This is a genomic window from Geodermatophilus nigrescens (genome assembly GCF_900129495.1).
Classification (GTDB): Bacteria; Actinomycetota; Actinomycetes; order Mycobacteriales; family Geodermatophilaceae; genus Geodermatophilus; species Geodermatophilus nigrescens.
This window is the reverse complement of the sequence record NZ_FQVX01000001.1, coordinates 1154065-1172799: the sequence shown is the minus strand read 5'-3', so window position 1 is coordinate 1172799 and position 18735 is coordinate 1154065. Positions and strand designations below refer to the sequence as shown.

Genomic DNA, 18735 nt, shown 5'->3' with positions numbered 1-18735 from the left:
AGCTGCCGGTCGTGGCCGTACCCAACCTGACCCGCGACGACGCCGCCGCACGCGCCCGCCTGCTCGCCGTCGACGCCTACGACCTGCAGTTCGACCTGACCGACGGGGACGGTCGCCCCGGCGCCGGCACCTTCCGCTCGACGACGACGGTGACCTTCACCTGCCGCGAGCCCGGCGCGGACACCTTCGTCGACCTGGTCGCCGCGACCGTCCGCTCGGCCACGCTCAACGGGGTGGAGCTCGACGTCTCCACCTACACCGAGGAGGGCGGCCTGCCGCTGCCCGGCCTCGCCGCCGACAACACCCTCGTCGTCGACGCCGACTGCCGGTACTCCAACTCCGGCGAGGGCCTGCACCGCTTCGTCGACCCCGAGGACGGCCAGGTCTACCTCTACACGCACTTCGAGCCGGCCGAGGCCAAGCGCGTCTTCGCCTGCTTCGACCAGCCCGACCTCAAGGGCACCTACACGGTGCACGTCGTCGCGCCGTTCGACTGGCAGGTCGTCTCCAACACCGGCGGGCGCACGATCGAGGCCGGGCCGCAGGGCAGCCAGCTCGTGCACTTCGAGCCGACCAAGCGCCTGTCGACCTACCTGGTCGCGCTGATCGCCGGCCCCTACGCCCGGGTGACCGACGCCTACGAGGGCATCCCGCTGGGGCTGTACTGCCGCGCGTCGCTGGCCCAGCACCTCGACCCGGAGGAGCTGTTCCGGGTGACCAAGCAGGGGTTCGAGTTCTACCACCGGGTGTTCGACTACCCGTACCCGTTCGACAAGTACGACCAGCTCTTCGTGCCGGAGTTCAACGCCGGCGCCATGGAGAACGCCGGCGCGGTCACCGTGCTCGAGGACTACGTCTTCCGGTCCCGCACCAGCCGCGCCCGCTACGAGCGCCGCGCCGAGACGGTGCTGCACGAGCTCGCGCACATGTGGTTCGGCGACCTCGTGACCATGCGCTGGTGGGACGACCTGTGGCTCAACGAGTCCTTCGCCACCTACATCTCCACGCTGTGCCAGGCCGAGGCCACCGAGTACGAGACGGCCTGGACGACGTTCGCCAACGCCGAGAAGGCCTGGGCGTACGCGCAGGACCAGCTCCCCTCCACCCACCCGATCGCCGCCGACATGGTCGACGTGGCCGCCGTCGAAGTGAACTTCGACGGGATCACCTACGCCAAGGGCGCCTCGGTGCTCAAGCAGCTGGTGGCCTACGTCGGCCGCGAGGAGTTCCTCGCCGGCATCCGCCGCTACTTCCGCACCCACGAGTACGGCAACACCACCCTCGCCGACCTGCTCGACCCGCTGTCGGAGGCCACCGGCCGCGACCTCACCGAGTGGTCGCAGCAGTGGCTGCAGACCAGCCAGGTCAACACCCTGCGCCCGGTGTTCGAGCTCACCGACGACGGCCGCTACGCCTCGTTCGCCATCGAGCAGACCGCCGTCGCCGAGCACCCCGTGCTGCGCCGGCACCGGCTGGCCGTCGGCCTCTACGACCGCGGCCCCGACGGGCTGACCCGCACCACCCGGGTGGAGCTCGACGTCGACGGCGAGCGCACCGAGGTCGCCGAGCTGGTCGGGCACCCGGTGGCCGACCTGGTGCTGGTCAACGACGACGACCTCACCTACGCCAAGCTCCGGCTCGACGAGCGGTCGCTGGCCACGCTGCGCACCGACATCGGCGCGCTGCCCGACTCGCTGCCCCGCGCGCTGTGCTGGTCGGCGGCGTGGGACATGACCCGCGACGCCGAGCTGCCCGCCCGCGACTGGGTGCAGCTGGTGCTCGCCGGCATCGACGCCGAGACCGAGATCAGCGTCGTGCAGTCGCTGCTGATGCGGGTGCAGTCGGCCCTGACGTCCTACGCCGACCCGGCCTGGGCCGAGACCGGCTGGACGGCGCTGGCCGACAAGGCGCTGCAGGCGCTCGAGGCCGCCGCGCCGGAGAGCGACGAGCAGCTGCAGTGGTCGCGCACCTTCGCCGCCGCCGCGCGCACCGACGAGCACGCCGCCGTGCTGCGCGGCCTCCTCGACGGCTCCCGGGCGTACGAGGGGCTGGCCGTCGACGCCGACGCCCGCTGGGCGTTCCTCAACGGGCTGGTGGCGATCGGCGCGGCCGGCGGCGCGGAGATCGACGCGGAGGCCGAGCGGGACGCCACCGCCACCGGCGTGCGCCGGGCGGCCACCGCGCGGGCGCTGCGCCCGACGGCGGAGGCCAAGGAGGAGGCGTGGCAGCAGGCCTTCCACGACGCCGACGTGCCGAACGCGGTGCACGAGGCGCTGGTGGCCGGCTTCTGGCACCCGGCGCAGCGCGAGCTCACCGCCGGCTACGTCGACCGCTACTTCGCCGAGATCGGCCCCATGTGGGACCGCCGCCCCGGGGAGATCGCCAAGAACGCCGTCCAGTACCTCTTCCCGCCGGTGGTCGAGGAGCGCACGGTCGAGGCGGCCGACGCCTGGCTGTCCGGCGGGGAGCACCCCGCGCCGCTGCGCCGGCTGGTGAGCGAGGGCCGCGACGGCATCGCCCGCGCGCTGCGCGCCCGCGAGCGGGACGCCGCCGCCGGCTGACCGGCAGGGACGACCGAGGCCCAGGACCCCGCGGGGTCCTGGGCCTCGGTCGTGGAGGGGCCGTGCGCCCGGGGCGCGCGGGTCGCTCAGTGGGCGGCGCGGGAGCTCCGCGGGTGCCCGGCCTGGTCGGACAGCTGGCGCAGGCCGTTGACGATGCCGCCCACCAGGTCGCCGGCGGCGAAGGAGTTCGTCATCGACAGCACGGCCAGGGCGCACGCGCGGTCGGGCAGCCGGCGGGCGGCGGAGGCGCCGGTGACCACCTCGATCACCCGCTGGCCCGGCGAGACGGCCAGCAGCACCGAGTCGGCCGGGTGGCCGCCGCGGGCGTGCAGCTCCTCGGCGCGGATGCGGGTCTTCGGGCCGAGGTCGCCGATCCAGAGCGTGAAGCGCAGGCCGGTCTCGCGCGAGGACATGGTCAGCGCCTCGTCGAGGCGGGCCAGCTCGCGGTAGCTGAAGACGTTGTCGTAGCCCTCGTCGGCCCGGTTCGGCGCGGTGTCGACCGTTCCGGTGTCGTGGGCGTCGGCATCCAGCACGCGGGTCATCGCGGGTCTCCGGGGAGTGTCGTCGGGGAGGTCGGGGTCAACGGGTCACGGGTCCCCGGGTCACCAGGTGCCGCGGGCGCCGCCGAGCGGGCCGCCCGCCGCGGGGGCCGGCGCGCCGGCCGAGACGGCGGTGGCACCGTGCGAGGCACCACTCGCGCTGCCGGCGATGACGTGCGAGCCCACGGCGCTCGAGCCGTGCCCGCCGCCGTGCCCGCCGCCGTGCGCACCGCCGTGGCCGTCGCCGGAGCCGATCGCCGCGGGCTCGCCGTAGAGCGAGGAGCCGACGGCCTGGGTGTCGCCCTCACCGGCCGCGTGGGTCGGGGCGCCCGTGGGCTGCGGCTCGTACCAGACCGGCTCGTGGTCCCACGCCTGGCCGGGCCGGTACCGCACGCCCTGGCGCCTGCGGCCGCCGGGCAGGTAGGTGAGGGCCCACAGGAGGAGGTAGACGGCCAGCGGCGCGACGAGGAAGACGAGCAGGGTCTCGACGACGGTCACGCCCCGGAATCTACCGTCCGGGGAGATCAGCTATGCGTCGGCATGCCAGCCCGGCGGGTGCCGGTGCGCCCACGGGCGGGCCTGCTCCAGCTGCGCGGCGAGCGCGACGAGCGTGACCTCGTCCGCGGGGCGCCCGACCAGCATCGTGCCCACCGGCAGGCCGTCGCCGGTCCAGTGCAGCGGCACGCTGACGGCGGGCTGCCCGGTGACGTTGTACAGCGCGGTGAAGGCGGCGTAGGCCTTCTGCCGCTCGAAGTCGGCCGCTCCGTCGCCGTCGGCGTCGAACCAGCCCAGCGGCCGCGGCGTCATCGTCGTCACGGGCGAGAGCAGGACGTCGAACGCGTCGGTGGCCTCGACGTAGCGGCGGGAGAACAGCCGCAGCGCGGTGAGCGCCTCCATCGCCGCCTGGGCCGACAGCGCCAGGCCGCGGCCGCGCAGCTCGCGGGTGAGCGGCCGCAGCTCCCCCACCCGCTCGGGCGGGACGGGCAGCAGCGTCCCCGACAGCGACCACACCCGCTCGAAGGCGGCCAGCACGTCGGGGGTGAGCAGCCCACCGGGGACGTCGGCCACCTCGTGCCCGAGCGACTCCAGCAGGGCGGCGGCGTCGTCGAGGGCCGCGGTCACCTCCGGCTGCAGGACGGCGCCGGGCATCGGCGACTCCAGCGCCCGCCCGATCCGCAGCCGGCCGACCGGGCGGTCGGCGGCGGCCAGGAAGGTCTCCCCCGGCGGCAGCGGCGGCGCCCACGCGGCGTCCCCGGTGACCGGGCCCGCCATCGCGTCGAGCATGGCCGCGGCGTCGCGGACGGTACGGGCCAGCGGCCCGTTGGTGCCCAGGCCCGTCACGTCGCTGCCGAACGGCGCGTTGCTCACTCGGCCGCGGGTGGGCTTGATGCCGAACAGCCCGTTGACGCTCGCCGGGATGCGGATGGAGCCCCCGCCGTCGCTGCCCTGCGCGAAGGGCACCATCCCGGCGGCCACCGCCACCGCCGCGCCGCCGCTGGAGCCGCCGGCCAGCCGCTGCGGGTCCCAGGGGCTGCGGGCCGGGCCGACGAGGTCGTTGTCGGTGTAGCAGGGGAAGCCGAACTCGGGGGTGTTGGTCTTGCCCAGGCTGATCGTCCCGGCGGCGGCGAGCTTGGTGACGACGGCGTCGTCGGTGGTGGGCACGAAGTCGGCGAAGACCGGACAGCCGAAGGTGGTGCGCACGCCCGCGGTGTTGTTGAGGTCCTTGATGGCCGTCGGCACGCCGAGCAGGGGCGGCAGCTCGCCCCCGGCCCGCACCCGCGCCTCCGCGGCGGCGGCCGCGGCCAGCGCCCGCTCGGGGGTGACGGTGACGAACGCGCCGAGCCCGGCGTCGAGGGCCGCGACCCGGTCAAGGGCGTGCCGCACGAGCTCGGTCGGGGAGACCTCCCCGGCGCGGACGGCGGCCGCCTGCTCGAGCGCGGTGAGGTCGTGCAGCTGCGTCACGGACGGCGACGCTAGCCCCGGCATGTAGAACCGGCGCCGTGGACCCGACCCGCGCCGCGGCCCAGGCGCTCGACGACGCCGACCCCCTCGCCGGCTTCCGCGCCCGCTTCACCGGGGCGGGCGACGACGGCCTGCGCTACCTCGACGGCAACTCGCTCGGCCGCATGCCGCGCGAGACCCCGGCCGCCCTGGCCCGGGTGGCCGAGCAGGAGTGGGGCCGGGGCCTCGTCGGCTCCTGGGCGTCGTGGATCGACGTCGGCACGCGGGTGGGCGACCTGGTCGGCACCGGCGTGCTGGGCGCCCGACCCGGCGAGGTGCTGCTGGCGGACTCCACCTCGGTCGACCTCTACAAGCTGCTGGTGGCCGCCGCCGACGCCCGGCCGGGCCGCGACGCCCTCGTCTGCTGCGCCGACGACTTCCCGACCGACCGCTACGTCGTGGCCGGGGTGGCCGCCGCCCGCGGGATGACCGTGCGGGAGGTGCCCGCCGACGTCGACGAGGGCCTCGACCCGGCGGTGCTGGCCGGGGCGCTGGACGGGCGGGTCGCCGTCGTCGTGCTGTCGGCGGTGGCCTACCGCTCGGGCGCGCTGGTCGACGTCGCGGCGGTGACGGCGGCCGCGCGGGAGGCCGGCGCCCTGGTGGTCTGGGACCTGTCGCACGCGGCCGGGGCGGTGGAGCTCGACCTCGCGGCCGCCGGCGCCGACCTCGCCGTCGGCTGCACGTACAAGTACCTCAACGGCGGGCCGGGGGCGCCGGCGTTCCTGTACGTGCGGCGGGAGCTGCAGGAGGAACTGCGGCAGCCGATCTGGGGCTGGTTCGGGCAGCGCGACCAGTTCGCCATGGGCCCGGCCTACGACCCGGTGCCGGGGATCGGCCGGTTCGCGGTGGGCACGCCGCCGGTGCTGGCCGCGGCGGCGGTGGAGGTGGGGGTGCGGCTGGTGGCCGAGGCGGGCATCGGCCGGCTGGCGGCCAAGGGGCGCGCGCTGACCGCGCTGCTGGTCGACCTCGCCGACGCCTGGCTCGCCCCGCACGGGGTGGCGCTGGCCAGCCCGCGCGACCCCGCCCGCCGCGGCGCGCACGTGACGCTGGCGCACCCGCACGCCTGGCAGCTGACCCAGGCGCTGGTCGACCGCGGCGTGGTGCCCGACTTCCGCACGCCCGACCGGGTGCGGCTGGGCCCGGCACCGCTCTACACGCGCTTCGTGGACGTGTGGGACGCCCTCGACGTGTTCCGCGGCGTGCTCGAGGACCGCTCCTGGGAGGGCTACCCCGAGGAGCGGTCCCGCGTCACCTGAGCCCGGTCAGGCGTGCGCGACGACGACGAGGTTCTCGGTCGAGGCCTGGCCGGCGCGCTGGAAGCAGGTGATGAGGACGAGCCGACCCGGGACCGCCGCCCAGATGTCGGCGGCGCCGGCGAGCTCGTCCTTGTCGTAGCGCTGGGTGCGCTCGACGGTGTAGTCGACCGTGCCCTCGGGCGTGCTGACCTCGACGACGTCGCCGGCGCGCAGGCCCTCGTCGTCGGCCTCGGCGTCGACCAGGGCGTCGAAGCCGTACTCGCCGGTGCCGGTGGCGTGGGCGGCGATGTACACGGTGTTGTCGGCCTGCGCGGCGTCGCCGACCGGGTCGCCGTAGGAGTCGATCCAGTAGGCCGCGGTGAGCAGCGGCGGGTTGATGACCCCGCCGCTCGGGGTGAGCGGCAGGACCGGCAGGTCGAGGCCCAGCGCCGGCACCGCCACGTGGACGTCCGACGACGGCGTCGGGAGGACCGTCCCCTCGGGGGGCAGGGTCGGCTGGGCGGGCTCCCCCGCAGGGGCCGCGGCCACCGGGTCGAGGGACCCGGTGGCCGCGGCGGACCGCCCGTCGGGGGCGACGCCGACGGCGAGCAGTGCGCTGCCGGCGACGCCCAGGGCGGCGACCGCCGTGATCGCGGCGGTGCGCCGCCCCGGTCGCATCAGGCCTGGTCCGTGCCGTCCTCCACCGCGGGGCGGCGGCGGGTGCGGGCGAGGGCGAGGCCACCGGCGCCGGCGAGGACCAGCAGGCCCGCACCCGCGGCGGCGAAGCCGGTCGCGCCCTCGGCCGCCGGGGCGGTCACGCCGGTGTTGGAGCGGAGGCCCGCGTTCCCGGTGACGGCCTGGGTGGTCGGCGCGGCCGGCGGCACGACGGCCGGGGTGTCCGCGGCGACGACGGTGACCTCGACGAGGACCACCGAGACGGCGCCGGACGGCGCCTGCTGGGCGACGACCACGCCGTACTGGCCGGCGGCCGTGCCGGCCGGCAGCACGAAGGTCGCGCGCGACCCGGCGACCTGCGTGGCGAGCGGCGCGGCGGCGCCGGTCGGGTCACCGTTCGCGTCCAGGTTCACCAGGCCGACCTCGACGCCGGTGAGGTCGGGAAGCCCCAGCTCGCGCAGCGGCGAGGCGGCGGTGAGGTCGAGCGTCACGGTCGAGCCGGCCGTCACCGGGGTCGGGAAGGGGCACCGGACGCCGGAGGTCACGTCACAGGGCACCTGCGAGAAGGCGAGCAGCTCGGGGGTGACCGTCACCGAGGCGGGCGCCGCGGCGTCGAAGGTCAGCTCGTAGCCGACCGGGTCGTAGTAGGTCAGCGCCGTGCCGAGGGTGTCGGTGAGGGGCTCGACGAACAGCGTCGCGTCGTCGACGCCGGCACCGTCGTCGGCGGGGAGCGTGACCGTCAGCGTCCCGGTGCCCTGGCCGCTGACCGCGAGGTACAGCGGGTCGAGGGGCGCGAGGGCCGAGGAGTAGGTGACGTCGTAGCTGCCGTCGCCGTCGTCGTCGAAGGACAGCTCGACCTCGGCGGCGGTGTCGTCGAGCTCGACGGGCACCTCGACCTCGAGGGTGCCGGAGTACTGCACCTCGACGGGCGTGAAGACGCCACCGGCGCTGGGATCGCCCATGGTCATGGGGTCCATGGCGCCGCCGAAGTTCTCGACCGGGAGGGCGCTCAGCACGACCTCGGAGGGCTGCAGCGGGATGACGACGTCGGTCGCCGCGGCGGCGGGACCGGCGATGGAGACGAAGAGCACGGCCGAGCCGATGCCGGCGAGGCCGAAGCGCTGGACCTGCCGGCGCACGGGGGTGGAGCTGGTCACGGGGACACCTCTGTCGACCGCAGCGCCCGGTCGGCGCCGATTGCCGCGGAACGTAGCGTCACCGGGCGGTCTCGCTGGGTGGAGGACACGCGACGTGGGACGCGTGGGACGGGACGGGCGGATGGTGCGATCGGGTGGCGCCGACCTCGACACGATCTGCCGTCCGCGAGGCCCCGACGGCGCCGCGGGAGGGCGCGAGTTGCCGAAGAGCGCCGCCGAAGGACGTCGGCAACTGACGGTGCGCTGCCGGCCCTCAGGTCTCGTCGGGGGCGACGCCGATCGGGTTGCGGTCGGGGAACAGGCCGGCGGTGACGACGGCGCGGCGCACCGGCACGAGCAGCTCGCCCAGCCGGTCGCAGCCCGGGTCGCCCAGCGCGCGCCACGGCCCGAGGGCCAGCCGGTCGGTGTCGGCCTCGATGGCGGTGGTCATCGCCAGGCCCTCGGCCGACAGCTCGTCGCCGTCGAGCCAGCCGCGGGTCCGGAGCTCGTCGGCCGCGGCGGCCCACGCGTCGTCGTCCCAGCCGCGGGCGCGCTGCAGCCACTCGCGGTCGACCCGGCCGGCGGCCGCGACGAGCACGTGGGCCCCGGCGCCGGGGACCTCGCGCCCGAGCAGCGCCGCGGTGTGCCCGTCGCCGCGGTGCTCGCGCAGGGTGGTCAGCGCCTGCCACAGCGCCAGGTGCGGTTCGTCGGGCGCGGGCAGCCCCGCGTTGGCCGCCGCCAGCGGCCGGCCGGGCAGGTCGACGGCCGCCGCGGCGGTGGACGCCAGCGCGGCCGCCTCGGCCGCCTCCGGGGACGCCGCCCACTCCCCCAGCACCCGGCGCACCGCGGCGTCGACCCCGGCCAGCCGCGCGTCGAGCGCCGCGGCCGGGGTCACCGCGTCCCACACGGCCGGCACCCGCCGGGCCACGAAGGACGGCGCGAAGTTGTAGAAGACCGCCGTCACCACCTCCGGGCCGACCGGGCCCAGGGGGGCCGCCCGCAGCGCGAAGTAGGTGGACCAGAAGCCGGTGGTGCCGGCCGCCTCACCGGCCGCCCGCGCCTCCTCGGCGAAGTAGGTCAGTGCGTGGAACGGCTCGGCCAGCGCCCACATCCGCCGGGCGGTGCCCGCCGACGTCATGCCGGGGCCCCGCTCACGCGCTGACGCTCTCGGGCACGCCGAGCCACTCGCGCCAGCGCGGGTCGACCGTGCGGGCGCCGAGCAGCCGCCAGGCCGCCCCGCTCGGCGTCCGCGGTGGGTGCGGCAGCTTCCAGCCGAGCTCGGCCAGCGACCGGTCGGCCTTGGTGTGGTTGCACTTCCGGCAGGCCGCCACGACGTTGTCCCAGGTGTGGGTGCCGCCGCGGCTGCGCGGGACGACGTGGTCGATGCTGGTGGCCGAGCTCCCGCAGTAGACGCAGGTCTGCCCGTCGCGGGTGAACACCGCCCGGCGGGACAGCGGCACCTGCGCCGGGTAGGGCACCCGGACGTAGCGGGTCAGCCGGACGACGACGGGCACCGGCAGGCTCACCCGCTCGGCGTGGACCACCTCGGCGGCGGCGTCGACCGGCACCGCCTTCTCCGCGAGCACGAGCACGATCGCGCGGCGGCTGGAGACCACGCACAGCGGCTCGTAGGTGGCGTTGAGCAGCAACGTGGCGGCCGTCGTGCCGGACGAGGGCACGGGCAGCCGGGGGACGGGGACGGGGTCGCGTCGCGGACCTGGGTGGCCCACCGGCGACGACCCGGACGCGGAACGCGACACGGAGCACCTCCGACACCCCGGACCGCCGTACCGGGGCGGCCCGCGGGGTTGTGCCCATCCTGCCCTGACGAGCGGGAACGGCGCGCGGGGGAAGTCCGGGGCACCTCCCGCCCGCCCGGTTACGGTCGGGCGGTGCGCTACCCCGACGCCGAACGGCTCGACCTCGTCGAGGACCTGCACGGCCACCGCGTGGCCGACCCCTACCGCTGGCTCGAGGACCCGGCCGACCCGCGGACGCGGGCCTGGACGGAGGCGCAGGACGCGCTGACCGCCGGCGTCCTCGGCGCCCTGCCGTTGCGGCCGGGGTTCGCCGCCCGGCTCGAGCGGCTCGTGCACGCCGGCGCCGTGGGCGTCCCGGTGCACCGCGGCGGCCGCGCCTTCTCCACCCGCCGCGACCCCGGCCAGGAGCACGCCGTCCTGCGGGTCCGCGAGGCCGACGGCACCGTGCGCGTCCTGGTCGACCCGGTGGCGGTCGACCCCTCCGGCACGACGACGCTCGACGCCTGGTCGCCGTCGTGGGAGGGCGACCGGCTGGCCTACCAGCTGTCCACCGGCGGCGACGAGGAGTCGCGGCTGTACGTCCTCGACGTCGCGACCGGCGAGCAGCTCGACGGGCCGGTCGACCGCTGCCGCTACTCCCCCGTCGCCTGGCTGCCCGGCGGCGAGGAGCTGTTCTACGTCCGCCGGCTGGCGCCGGGACAGGTACCCGCCGGCGAGGAGCAGTTCCACCGCCGGGTGTGGCGCCACCGCGTCGGCGCGGACCCCGACGGCGACGTCCTCGTGCACGGGGAGGGGCTCGACCCCACGAACTACTACGGCGTGCGGGTCAGCCGCGACGGCCGCTGGCTGGTCGTCTCCGCCTCGGCCGGCACCGCCCCCCGCGACGACGTGTGGCTCGCCGACCTGGGCGGGACCGGGGAGCTGCGCGAGCTGCAGGTCGGCGTCGACGCGCAGACCGCCGCCTGGGTGGCCCGCGACGGCCGGCTCTGGCTGCTGAGCGACCGCGGCACCCCGCGCTGGCGGCTCGCCGTCGCCGACCCGGCCGACGAGGCGACCTGGCCGGTCGGCGCGTGGGCCGACGTCGTCCCGGAGGCGGAGGACGGTGTGCTCTCCGACGTCGCGCTGGTCGACGGCGCGGACGGGTCGCTGCAGGTGCTCGCCGTCCACTCGGTGGACGCCACCGACCGGCTGTCGGTCTGGGCCGGGGACGGCTCCGGCCGCCTGGCCGGGGTGACCGGCCTCGGCGCCGGCAGCGTCTCCGGGGTGAGCGCCCCGCCGGAGGGCGGGACGACCGCCTGGGTCGGGTACACCGACCACTCCACCCCGCCGTCGGTGCTGCGCTGGGACGCCGCCGAGCCCACCGCGCTGGTCGAGGACGAGCGCGCCCCCGTGGCCGGCGAGGTGCCGGACCTGACCGTCGTCGAGACGCACGCGACCTCGCGCGACGGGACGCCGGTGCACCTGTTCGTCCTGTCGGCCGGCGGGGTGCCCGACACCCCGCGCCCGGCCGTGCTGTACGGCTACGGCGGCTTCAACGTGGCGCTCACCCCCGCGTACTCGGCGCAGGCGCTGGCCTGGGTGGCCGCAGGCGGGGTGTGGGCGGTGGCCAACCTGCGCGGCGGCTCCGAGCACGGCGAGGAATGGCACCGCGCCGGCATGCGCGAGCGCAAGCAGAACGTGTTCGACGACTTCGCCGCGGCCGGCGAGCACCTGGTCGCGCAGGGCTGGACGACGCACGCGCAGCTCGCGGTGATGGGCGGCTCGAACGGCGGGCTGCTCGTCGGCGCGACGCTCACCCAGCGCCCCGACCTCGCCGCCGGCGTCGTGTGCAGCGCGCCGCTGCTGGACATGGTGCGGTACGAGCGCTTCGGCCTCGGGCGCACCTGGAACGACGAGTACGGCACCGCCGAGGACCCCGAGGAGCTCGGCTGGCTGCTGGGCTACTCGCCGTACCACGCGGTCCGCGAGGGCACCGCCTACCCGGCGACGCTGTTCACGACGTTCGAGTCCGACACCCGGGTCGACCCGCTGCACGCGCGCAAGCTCGCCGCGGCGCTGCAGGCCGCGACGAGCGGCGAGGCGCCGGTGCTGCTGCGGCGGGAGACGTCGGTGGGCCACGGCGCCCGGGCGGTGAGCCGCACGGTGGGTCTCGCGGCCGACCAGCTGGCGTTCCTGGCGGCGGCCACCGGGCTGTCCGGGTGGGGCGCGGCGGGTGGCGGGGACGGCGCCGCGACCTGACACGATGGGCGGTGATGACTGCCCTACCCTCCGTGACGGCCGCCGACTCGGGGCTGGCCGACTCGATGCCCGAGTGCGTCTCGGACCCGACGACGCTGTGCGCGAAGGTCTACGACCTGTCCGGGATCGACTGGCTGGCGAACAACGCCGAGGCGCTGATCGAGAAGCCGGCGCGGATCCTGCTGGTCCTCGTCGTCGCCTTCGTCGCCCGGTTCATGCTCCACCGCGCCATCCGGCGGCTCACCGACCGCACCGCCACCGGCGGGGTGCCCACCCTGCTGCGCCCGCTGCGCAACCGGGGCGCCGCCGGGCAGGTCATCGAGCAGGTCGCCGCCCGCCGCACGCAGCGCGCGGAGGCGATCGGCTCGGTGCTGCGCAGCGTCGCGTCGTTCGTGGTCATGGGGATCGCCGTCGTGCTGGTGCTCGGTGAGCTCGGCCTCGACCTCGCGCCGATCGTGGCCAGCGCCGGCGTCGTGGGCGTCGCGCTCGGCTTCGGCGCGCAGAACCTGGTCAAGGACTTCATCGCCGGGATCGGGATCATCCTCGAGGACCAGTACGGCGTCGGAGACGTCGTCGACCTCGGCGAGGCCAGCGGCACGGTCGAGGCCGTGGGCCTGCGGATCACCCGGCTGCGCGACGTCAACGGCGTCGTCTGGTACGCCCGCAACGGCGAGGTCCTGCGGGTCGGCAACAAGAGCCAGGGCTTCGCGCAGGTGGTCATCGACATGCCCGTCGCGCACGACACCGACCTCGAGCGCTGCCGCTCGGTGATGCAGGAGGTCGCCGACGCGATGTACGTCGAGGAGGAGTGGTCGGCGGTGCTGCTGGCCGAGCCGGAGTCGCTGGGCGCCGAGCAGATCACCGCTGCCGGCGTCACGATGCGGCTGCAGGTCCGCTCCACCAGCGCCGACCAGTGGAGGGTCGCCCGCGAGCTGCGGATGCGGCTGCAGGAGCGGTTCGCCACCGAGGGCATCCGCACGCCTCCCCCGCTGCTCGGGGCGAGCACCGCGACCGGGACGGGCGTCCCGTGACCGGGGAGGCCGGCGGAGGCGAGCGGCCCTCCTTCCGCGCGGTCTTCGCCGTCCCGGAGTTCCGGCCGCTGTTCGGCACCTACACCCTGTCGACGATCGGCGACGAGCTCGCCCGGGTGGCGCTGACCGTCCTCGTCTACCAGCGCACCGACTCCCCGCTGCTCGCGGCGGTCACCTTCGGGCTGAGCTTCCTGCCCTGGGTGGTCGGCGGCCCGGTGCTGGCCACCATCGCCGACCGCTTCCCCCGGCACCGCGTGCTGATCGTCAGCGACGTCGTCCGGGCCGTGCTCGTCGCGCTCATGGCCCTCCCCGGCCTCCCGCTGTGGGCCCTGCTGGCGCTGCTGCTCACCGTCTCGCTGTGCGCGCCGCCGTTCGAGTCGGCGCGGTCGGCGCTGATGGCCGACGTCCTCGACGGCGAGCGCTACGCCGTCGCCTCCTCGCTGACCAACACCAGCTCCCAGCTCGCCCAGGTCATCGGCTTCGTCGGCGCGGGCGCCCTCGTGGGCCTGCTCGGCCCGTCGGCGGTGCTGCTGCTGGACGCCGCCACCTTCGCCGTCTCGGCGGTGTGGCTCTCCGCCGGCCTGCAGCGGCGGCCGGCGCCGGCCGCGTCGTCGGACGAGCCGGCGTCGGTGTGGCGGGAGACCGCCGAGGGCCTGCGGCTGATCCGCGGGATCCCGCGCCTGACGGCGATCATCGCGCTGCTGTGGCCCGGCGTGCTGTTCACCAACGTGGCCGAGGGCATCGCCGCGCCGCTCACCGACGACCTGGGCGGCGCCGCGCTGCAGCTCGGCGTCCTGCTCGCCGCCAACCCGCTCGGGCAGACCGTCGGCGGGCTGGTGGTGGCCCGGTTCCTCGGCACCGAGCGGGCCGGGCGGATGGTCCCGGGGCTCGTCGTCGCGTCGCTGGTGCCGGTGCTCCTGGCCGGGCTGGTCGCGCTCGTGGCCGGCCCCGGGCGTGCGGCGTTCGTCACGGTCGTCGTCCTGCTGTTCGTCGGCGGGCTCGGCTGCAGCTGGCTCATCCCGCTCAACGTCGCCTTCGTGCAGGCCGTGCCGGCGGCGTTCCGCGGCCGGGCCTTCGGCGTCGCCGTCAGCGGTCTCTACGGCGTTCAGGGCCTCGGCGCGCTGGGCGCGGGGCTTGCGGCCGAGCGGGTGCCGCCCGCCGCCGTCGTCGCCGTCGCGGGCGGGCTGGGCCTGGTCGCCGTCCTCCCCGGGCTGCTCGGGCTGGTCCGCACCCGACCCGGCGTGGCGGGACGGCACCGCGCTGCGGGACCATCGGTGTCATGAGCGAGGCGAGCCGGTCCCTGCCCTCGGCGCGGACCTTCTACGACGAGGTCGGCGGCGAGCCGGTCTTCCGTCGGCTGGTCGCCCGCTTCTACGCCGGTGTCCGCAGCGACCCGGTGCTGGCGCCGCTGTACCCCCAGGACGACTGGGAGGGGGCCGAGACCCGCCTGCGCCGCTTCCTGGAGCAGTACTGGGGCGGCCCGACGACGTATTCGCAGGAGCGCGGCCACCCCCGGCTGCGCATGCGGCACGCCCCGTTCGCCATCGGCCCGGCCGAGCGCGACGCGTGGCTGCGGCACATGCGCGACGCCGTCGACTCCCTCGACCTGACCGCCGAGCAGGACGCGGCCCTGTGGGGCTACCTGACGATGGCGGCGCACAGCATGCAGAACCGCTGGCCCGACGACGCGCCCGGCGACCTCTCCCCCGCCTGAGCCCCGACCCCTGCCGCCCGCCGTCACCGACGCCGGTCAGGAGCGCGCGCCCGCACCCCCGAGGAGCCCGGTGACCTCCCCTGCCCCCGCCCCGTTCCGCCGCACCGACGCCGACTGGTGGCGCGACGCGGTCTTCTACCAGGTCTACATCCGCAGCTTCGCCGACGGCAGCGGCGACGGCGTCGGCGACCTCGCCGGCATCCGCGCCCGCCTGCCGCACCTGGCCGCCCTCGGCGTCGACGCGCTGTGGATCACGCCGTTCTACCCCTCGCCGATGGCCGACCACGGCTACGACGTCGCCGACCCGCGTGACGTCGAGCCCGTCTTCGGCGACCTGGCGGAGTTCGACGCGCTGCTCGCCGAGGCGCACGCCGCCGGCATCCGGATCACCGTCGACCTGGTGCCCAACCACACCTCCGACCGGCACGCCTGGTTCCAGGCGGCGCTGGCCGCCGGCCCCGGCTCCCCGGAGCGGGCGCGCTACCTGTTCCGCGACGGCCGCGGGCCCGACGGGTCGCAGCCCCCGAACAACTGGCCGTCGGTCTTCGGCGGGCCGGCGTGGTCGCGGGTGCCCGACGGCCAGTGGTACCTGCACGTCTTCGCGCCGGAGCAGCCCGACCTGGACTTCACGCACCCGGAGGTCGTCGCCGACCTCGAGACGACGATGCGGTTCTGGCTGGACCGCGGCGTCGACGGGTTCCGCATCGACGTCGCGCACGGCATGGCCAAGCCCGCGGGCCTGCCGGACATGCAGCCGATGGAGGACACCGGCCTGCTCGACGACCACGGCCCCGGCGACCTGCGCTTCGACCAGGAGGGCGTGCACGACGTGCACCGCCGCGTCCGCGCCGTCCTCGACGGCTACCCGGGCACGATGGCCGTGGGCGAGGTCTGGGTGTCCGACGACGCCCGGCTGGCCCGCTACCTGCGCCCCGACGAGCTGCAGCTGGCGTTCAACTTCAAGCTGCTGACCGCCGACTGGGACGCCGACGACCTGCGCGACGCCGTCGTCCACTCGCTGGATTCGGTGGCGGGCGTGCCCGCGCCCGCCTGCTGGGTGCTGTCCAACCACGACCGGCCGCGGCACGTCACCCGCTACGGCGGCGGGGAGACCGGCACCCGGCGGGCCCGGGCCGCCGCGCTGCTGCAGCTGGCGCTGCCGGGCGCTGCCTACGTCTACAACGGCGACGAGCTCGGCATGCCCGACGTCGACCTGCCCGACGAGGCGCTGCAGGACCCGATCTGGGAGCGGTCCGGGCACACCGAGCGCGGCCGCGACGCCTGCCGCATCCCGGTGCCGTGGTCGGGCGACGCGCCGTCCTACGGGTTCTCCACCTCGCCGGACACCTGGCTGCCGATGCCCGCGGGCTGGGCGCCGCTGACCGCCGAGGCGCAGGCCGCCGACCCCGGCTCGGTCCTCTCGCTGTACCGGGCCGCGCTGGCGCTGCGCCGCACCTCCCCCGCCTTCGACGGCGAGTCGCTGGAGTGGCTGCCGGCGCCCGAGCGGTGCCTGGCGTTCCGCCGCCCGGGCGGGCTGGTGTGCCTGGTGAACCTCTCGGCGGCGCCGGTCCCGCTGCCCGAGGGGCGGGTCCTGCTGGCCAGCGAGGACGTCGCCGGGGGCACCCTGCCGGCCGACGCGGCGGTCTGGCTGGTCGCCTGACGGCGCGCCTCCCGGGACTCGCCGTCCCGGGAGGCGCCTCCGGCCCGCGCGGGTAGCATCCGGAACGGAACAGAGCGTCACGGGGGACGCTGCCACGCGGTCCTCGACCCCTGGTCGGGTGACCTTCTCCGGGGGAGGCTCGCCCAGCCATGGCGCTGCTGCAGGTCCAGGGTCTGCGGAAGTCCTTCGGGGCCCGCCGGGTCCTGCGGGACGTCTCCTTCACCGTCGACGACGGCGAGGTCGTCGGGCTCGTCGGCACCAACGGGGCCGGCAAGTCCACCCTCGGCGACGTCCTCGCGGGCATCACCGCCGCCGACGCCGGCTCGATGACGCTGATGGGCCACCCGTACGCGCCGCTGTCCCCCGACGACGCCCGCCACCTCGGCGTCGGCGTGGTCCAGCAGCTGGTGCGGATCGACCCCGCGCTCACCGTCGCCCAGGCCGTCTTCCGCGGCACCCCGCAGGCCGGCCGGCCGCAGGCCGAGCTGCGCCGGCAGGCCCAGGTGCTGCTCGCCGAGGTGGCGCTCGACGTCGACCCCGACACCCCGGTCGGCGACCTGCCGCACTTCGTGCACGGCCTGGTGGAGACCGCCCGGGTGCTCGCCGAGGACACCCGGATGGTCGTGCTCGACGAGGTGTCCGCGGCGCTGCTGCCGATGGAGGTGTCGAGCCTGCACGCCGTCACCGGCCGGCTCAGCCGTCAGGGCCGCGGCGTCCTCTACATCAGCCACCGGCTCCCCGAGATGCTCGAGGTCGTCGACCGGGTGCTCGTGCTGCGCGACGGCCGGATCGCCCTCGACCGCCCCGCCGCCGAGCTCGACCCGGTCCGCCTGGCCGCCGAGACCGTCGGCGAGCCGGTGTCCCTGCCGGCGCCCCGCGTGGCGTCGGCAGCCGCCTCGGTCCCGGAGCCCGCCGTCCCCGAGCCCGCCGTCCCGGAGCCCGCCGGAGCGGCGCCGGTGCCGGCGCGCACCTCCCCGCGGCTGGCGCCGTCGGACGAGGTGGCGCTGCGCGTGCGCAACCTGCGGGTGCCCGGCGCCGTGGAGGGCGTGGACCTCGTGCTGCGCCGCGGCGAGGTGATCGGCCTGACCGGCCACCGCTCCTCCGGCGTCCGCGAGATCGCGGGCGCGCTGAGCGGCGAGCTGCCGGCGATCACCGACGAGCTGGTCCTGCACGGCGAGGAGCGCTGCCTCGGCGAGGACGACGCCGCGCTGCACCTGCCGGCCTACCGGCCCGACGACGACGCCTACGGGGTCGACCCGGGCGAGACGATCGCCCGCACCCTGAGCCAGGAGGCGTGGGGCGCGCTCACCGACGTGCGCAGCGAGATCGCCACCCTGCGCGGCGTCATCCGCACCGTGCACCAGCTCGACGTGAAGACGCTGAGCATCACGACGATGTTCGGGGCGTTGTCCGGCGGCGACCAGCACAAGCTGGCGCTGGCGCGGTGGATGTCCTCGGCGCCGCGCGACGTCGTCGTGCTGCACGAGCCGACCCGCGGCCTCGACGTCCGGGCGCGCACGCAGGTGCGCAAGCTGCTCGACGAGGCCACCGCGGACGGCACCTCGGTGGTCGTCGTCTCGGTCGACCCCGACGAGCTGGCCGAGTGCTGCGACCGCGTCGGCATCGTCTCCGGTGGCCGCGTCGCGCGGTGGATCGACACGAGCGAGCTCGCCGTCGACGCCGTCCGCGACCGCATCGTCGAGGCCGCCACCGCCGCCTGAGCGGCCGGGTCACCCCGCCCCGGCCGTCCCTGCCCGGCGCCCTCCCCGGCCCCCGTCCGGGGAGAGCGCCGGAGCGGGTCAGACGGCGACGGCGCCCGCGACGGCGCGCAGCTTGTGCCGGGCCAGCGCCAGGTTCCCGGTGACGCGGTTGAGCACCAGGTAGATGAACAGGCCGGCGTTGCCCTGGCCCTTGAGCACGTTGATCAGGTGGTACTGGCCGGCCAGCGTGATGAGGATGTCCTCGATCTCGTCCTTGAGCTCCAGGTCGGAGATCGTGCGGAGCTTGGCGCGGACCACGTTGGAGTTGCCCGCGGCCGCGACGTTGAGGTCGAAGCCGGGCGTGCCGCCGTAGGCGAGGGCCATGCCGCTGTCGATGTCGACGATGGCCGCGCCGCTGGCGCCGTCGATGGAGAGCAGGTCGGCGATGACGTTGTCGAGCTGTGCCACGGATGGGGCTCCTGTCG

Annotated in this window: 16 protein-coding genes; 8 read left to right on the top strand and 8 right to left on the bottom strand. The window is 76.2% G+C overall.

Going from position 1 to position 18735, the window contains the following annotated elements:
• Positions 1 to 11: 11 nt before the first annotated feature.
• Positions 12 to 2561, top strand: coding sequence for an aminopeptidase N (gene pepN, locus BUE37_RS05865; RefSeq protein WP_073419599.1), 2550 nt, complete (start codon positions 12 to 14; stop codon positions 2559 to 2561).
• A gap of 86 nt (positions 2562 to 2647) precedes the next feature.
• Here pepN and BUE37_RS05860 read toward each other — a convergent pair whose 3' ends face one another.
• From BUE37_RS05860 to BUE37_RS05850, 3 genes are read right to left on the bottom strand one after another with little or no spacing between them, the layout of a single operon-like run.
• Entirely contained in the window at positions 2648 to 3103 is a 456-nt protein-coding gene (locus BUE37_RS05860) for a DUF5130 family protein (protein WP_073419120.1), read from the bottom strand.
• Positions 3104 to 3163: 60 nt separating this feature from the next.
• Complete coding sequence (gene ctaJ / locus BUE37_RS05855; RefSeq protein WP_073419119.1) at positions 3164 to 3598, bottom strand: aa3-type cytochrome oxidase subunit CtaJ; 435 nt, start codon at positions 3596 to 3598, stop codon at positions 3164 to 3166.
• A gap of 30 nt (positions 3599 to 3628) precedes the next feature.
• Positions 3629 to 5062: an amidase gene (locus BUE37_RS05850; RefSeq protein ID WP_245794313.1), complete on the bottom strand. Its 1434-nt coding sequence runs from the start codon at positions 5060 to 5062 to the stop codon at positions 3629 to 3631.
• 38 nt (positions 5063 to 5100) lie between these two features.
• Between BUE37_RS05850 and kynU the strand changes: the two genes are divergently transcribed.
• Positions 5101 to 6357, top strand: coding sequence for a kynureninase (kynU, locus tag BUE37_RS05845; RefSeq protein ID WP_073419117.1), 1257 nt, complete (start codon positions 5101 to 5103; stop codon positions 6355 to 6357).
• A 6-nt stretch (positions 6358 to 6363) separates the two neighbouring features.
• Here kynU and BUE37_RS05840 read toward each other — a convergent pair whose 3' ends face one another.
• The 4 genes from BUE37_RS05840 to BUE37_RS05825 all read right to left on the bottom strand — a co-directional run bounded on the left by BUE37_RS05840 (position 6364) and on the right by BUE37_RS05825 (position 9826).
• On the bottom strand, positions 6364 to 7014 hold the full coding sequence (locus BUE37_RS05840) for a class F sortase (protein ID WP_073419116.1): 651 nt from the start codon (positions 7012 to 7014) through the stop codon (positions 6364 to 6366).
• On the bottom strand, positions 7014 to 8168 hold the full coding sequence (locus tag BUE37_RS05835) for a hypothetical protein (RefSeq protein ID WP_073419115.1): 1155 nt from the start codon (positions 8166 to 8168) through the stop codon (positions 7014 to 7016). Before BUE37_RS05835 ends, BUE37_RS05840 begins: the two co-directional genes overlap by 1 nt.
• A gap of 253 nt (positions 8169 to 8421) precedes the next feature.
• Positions 8422 to 9285, bottom strand: coding sequence for an SCO6745 family protein (locus BUE37_RS05830; protein WP_073419114.1), 864 nt, complete (start codon positions 9283 to 9285; stop codon positions 8422 to 8424).
• A 13-nt stretch (positions 9286 to 9298) separates the two neighbouring features.
• A complete protein-coding gene (locus BUE37_RS05825) occupies positions 9299 to 9826 on the bottom strand; it encodes an HNH endonuclease (protein WP_073419113.1) in 528 nt (175 codons plus the stop codon).
• A gap of 213 nt (positions 9827 to 10039) precedes the next feature.
• Here BUE37_RS05825 and BUE37_RS05820 point away from each other — a divergent pair, with 213 nt between their 5' ends.
• From BUE37_RS05820 to BUE37_RS05795, 6 genes are all read left to right on the top strand, one after another.
• A complete protein-coding gene (locus BUE37_RS05820; RefSeq protein WP_073419112.1) occupies positions 10040 to 12145 on the top strand; it encodes a prolyl oligopeptidase family serine peptidase in 2106 nt (701 codons plus the stop codon).
• Positions 12146 to 12177: 32 nt separating this feature from the next.
• The gene (locus tag BUE37_RS05815; RefSeq protein ID WP_245794311.1) at positions 12178 to 13176 is read left to right on the top strand and encodes a mechanosensitive ion channel family protein; all 999 of its coding nucleotides are present in this window, start codon (positions 12178 to 12180) and stop codon (positions 13174 to 13176) included.
• Positions 13173 to 14459, top strand: a complete 1287-nt coding sequence (locus tag BUE37_RS05810; RefSeq protein ID WP_073419111.1) for an MFS transporter — start codon at positions 13173 to 13175, stop codon at positions 14457 to 14459. Before BUE37_RS05815 ends, BUE37_RS05810 begins: the two co-directional genes overlap by 4 nt.
• Entirely contained in the window at positions 14456 to 14890 is a 435-nt protein-coding gene (locus BUE37_RS05805; RefSeq protein ID WP_073419110.1) for a globin, read from the top strand. The genes BUE37_RS05810 and BUE37_RS05805 overlap by 4 nt, the downstream gene beginning before the upstream one ends.
• 70 nt (positions 14891 to 14960) lie before the next feature.
• Positions 14961 to 16550 carry a glycoside hydrolase family 13 protein gene (locus BUE37_RS05800; protein WP_073419109.1) on the top strand — a complete coding sequence of 530 codons (1590 nt, stop codon included), beginning with the start codon at positions 14961 to 14963 and terminating at the stop codon, positions 16548 to 16550.
• Positions 16551 to 16699: 149 nt separating this feature from the next.
• Positions 16700 to 18271, top strand: coding sequence for an ATP-binding cassette domain-containing protein (locus tag BUE37_RS05795; RefSeq protein ID WP_073419108.1), 1572 nt, complete (start codon positions 16700 to 16702; stop codon positions 18269 to 18271).
• Between the two features lie 78 nt (positions 18272 to 18349).
• On the opposite strand, the gene BUE37_RS05790 is transcribed toward BUE37_RS05795, so the two are convergent.
• A complete protein-coding gene (locus BUE37_RS05790) occupies positions 18350 to 18718 on the bottom strand; it encodes a hypothetical protein (RefSeq protein ID WP_073419107.1) in 369 nt (122 codons plus the stop codon).
• Positions 18719 to 18735: the final 17 nt, after the last annotated feature.

Excerpts from the sequence above, each read along its gene's own strand:
- BUE37_RS05860 (WP_073419120.1), bottom strand. The coding sequence starts at position 3,103 with ATGACCCGCGTGCTGGATGCCGACGCCCACGACACCGGAACGGTCGAC.
- BUE37_RS05840 (WP_073419116.1), bottom strand. The coding sequence starts at position 7,014 with ATGCGACCGGGGCGGCGCACCGCCGCGATCACGGCGGTCGCCGCCCTG.
- BUE37_RS05830 (WP_073419114.1), bottom strand. The coding sequence starts at position 9,285 with ATGACGTCGGCGGGCACCGCCCGGCGGATGTGGGCGCTGGCCGAGCCG.
- BUE37_RS05805 (WP_073419110.1), top strand. The coding sequence starts at position 14,456 with ATGAGCGAGGCGAGCCGGTCCCTGCCCTCGGCGCGGACCTTCTACGAC.
- BUE37_RS05795 (WP_073419108.1), top strand. The coding sequence starts at position 16,700 with ATGGCGCTGCTGCAGGTCCAGGGTCTGCGGAAGTCCTTCGGGGCCCGC.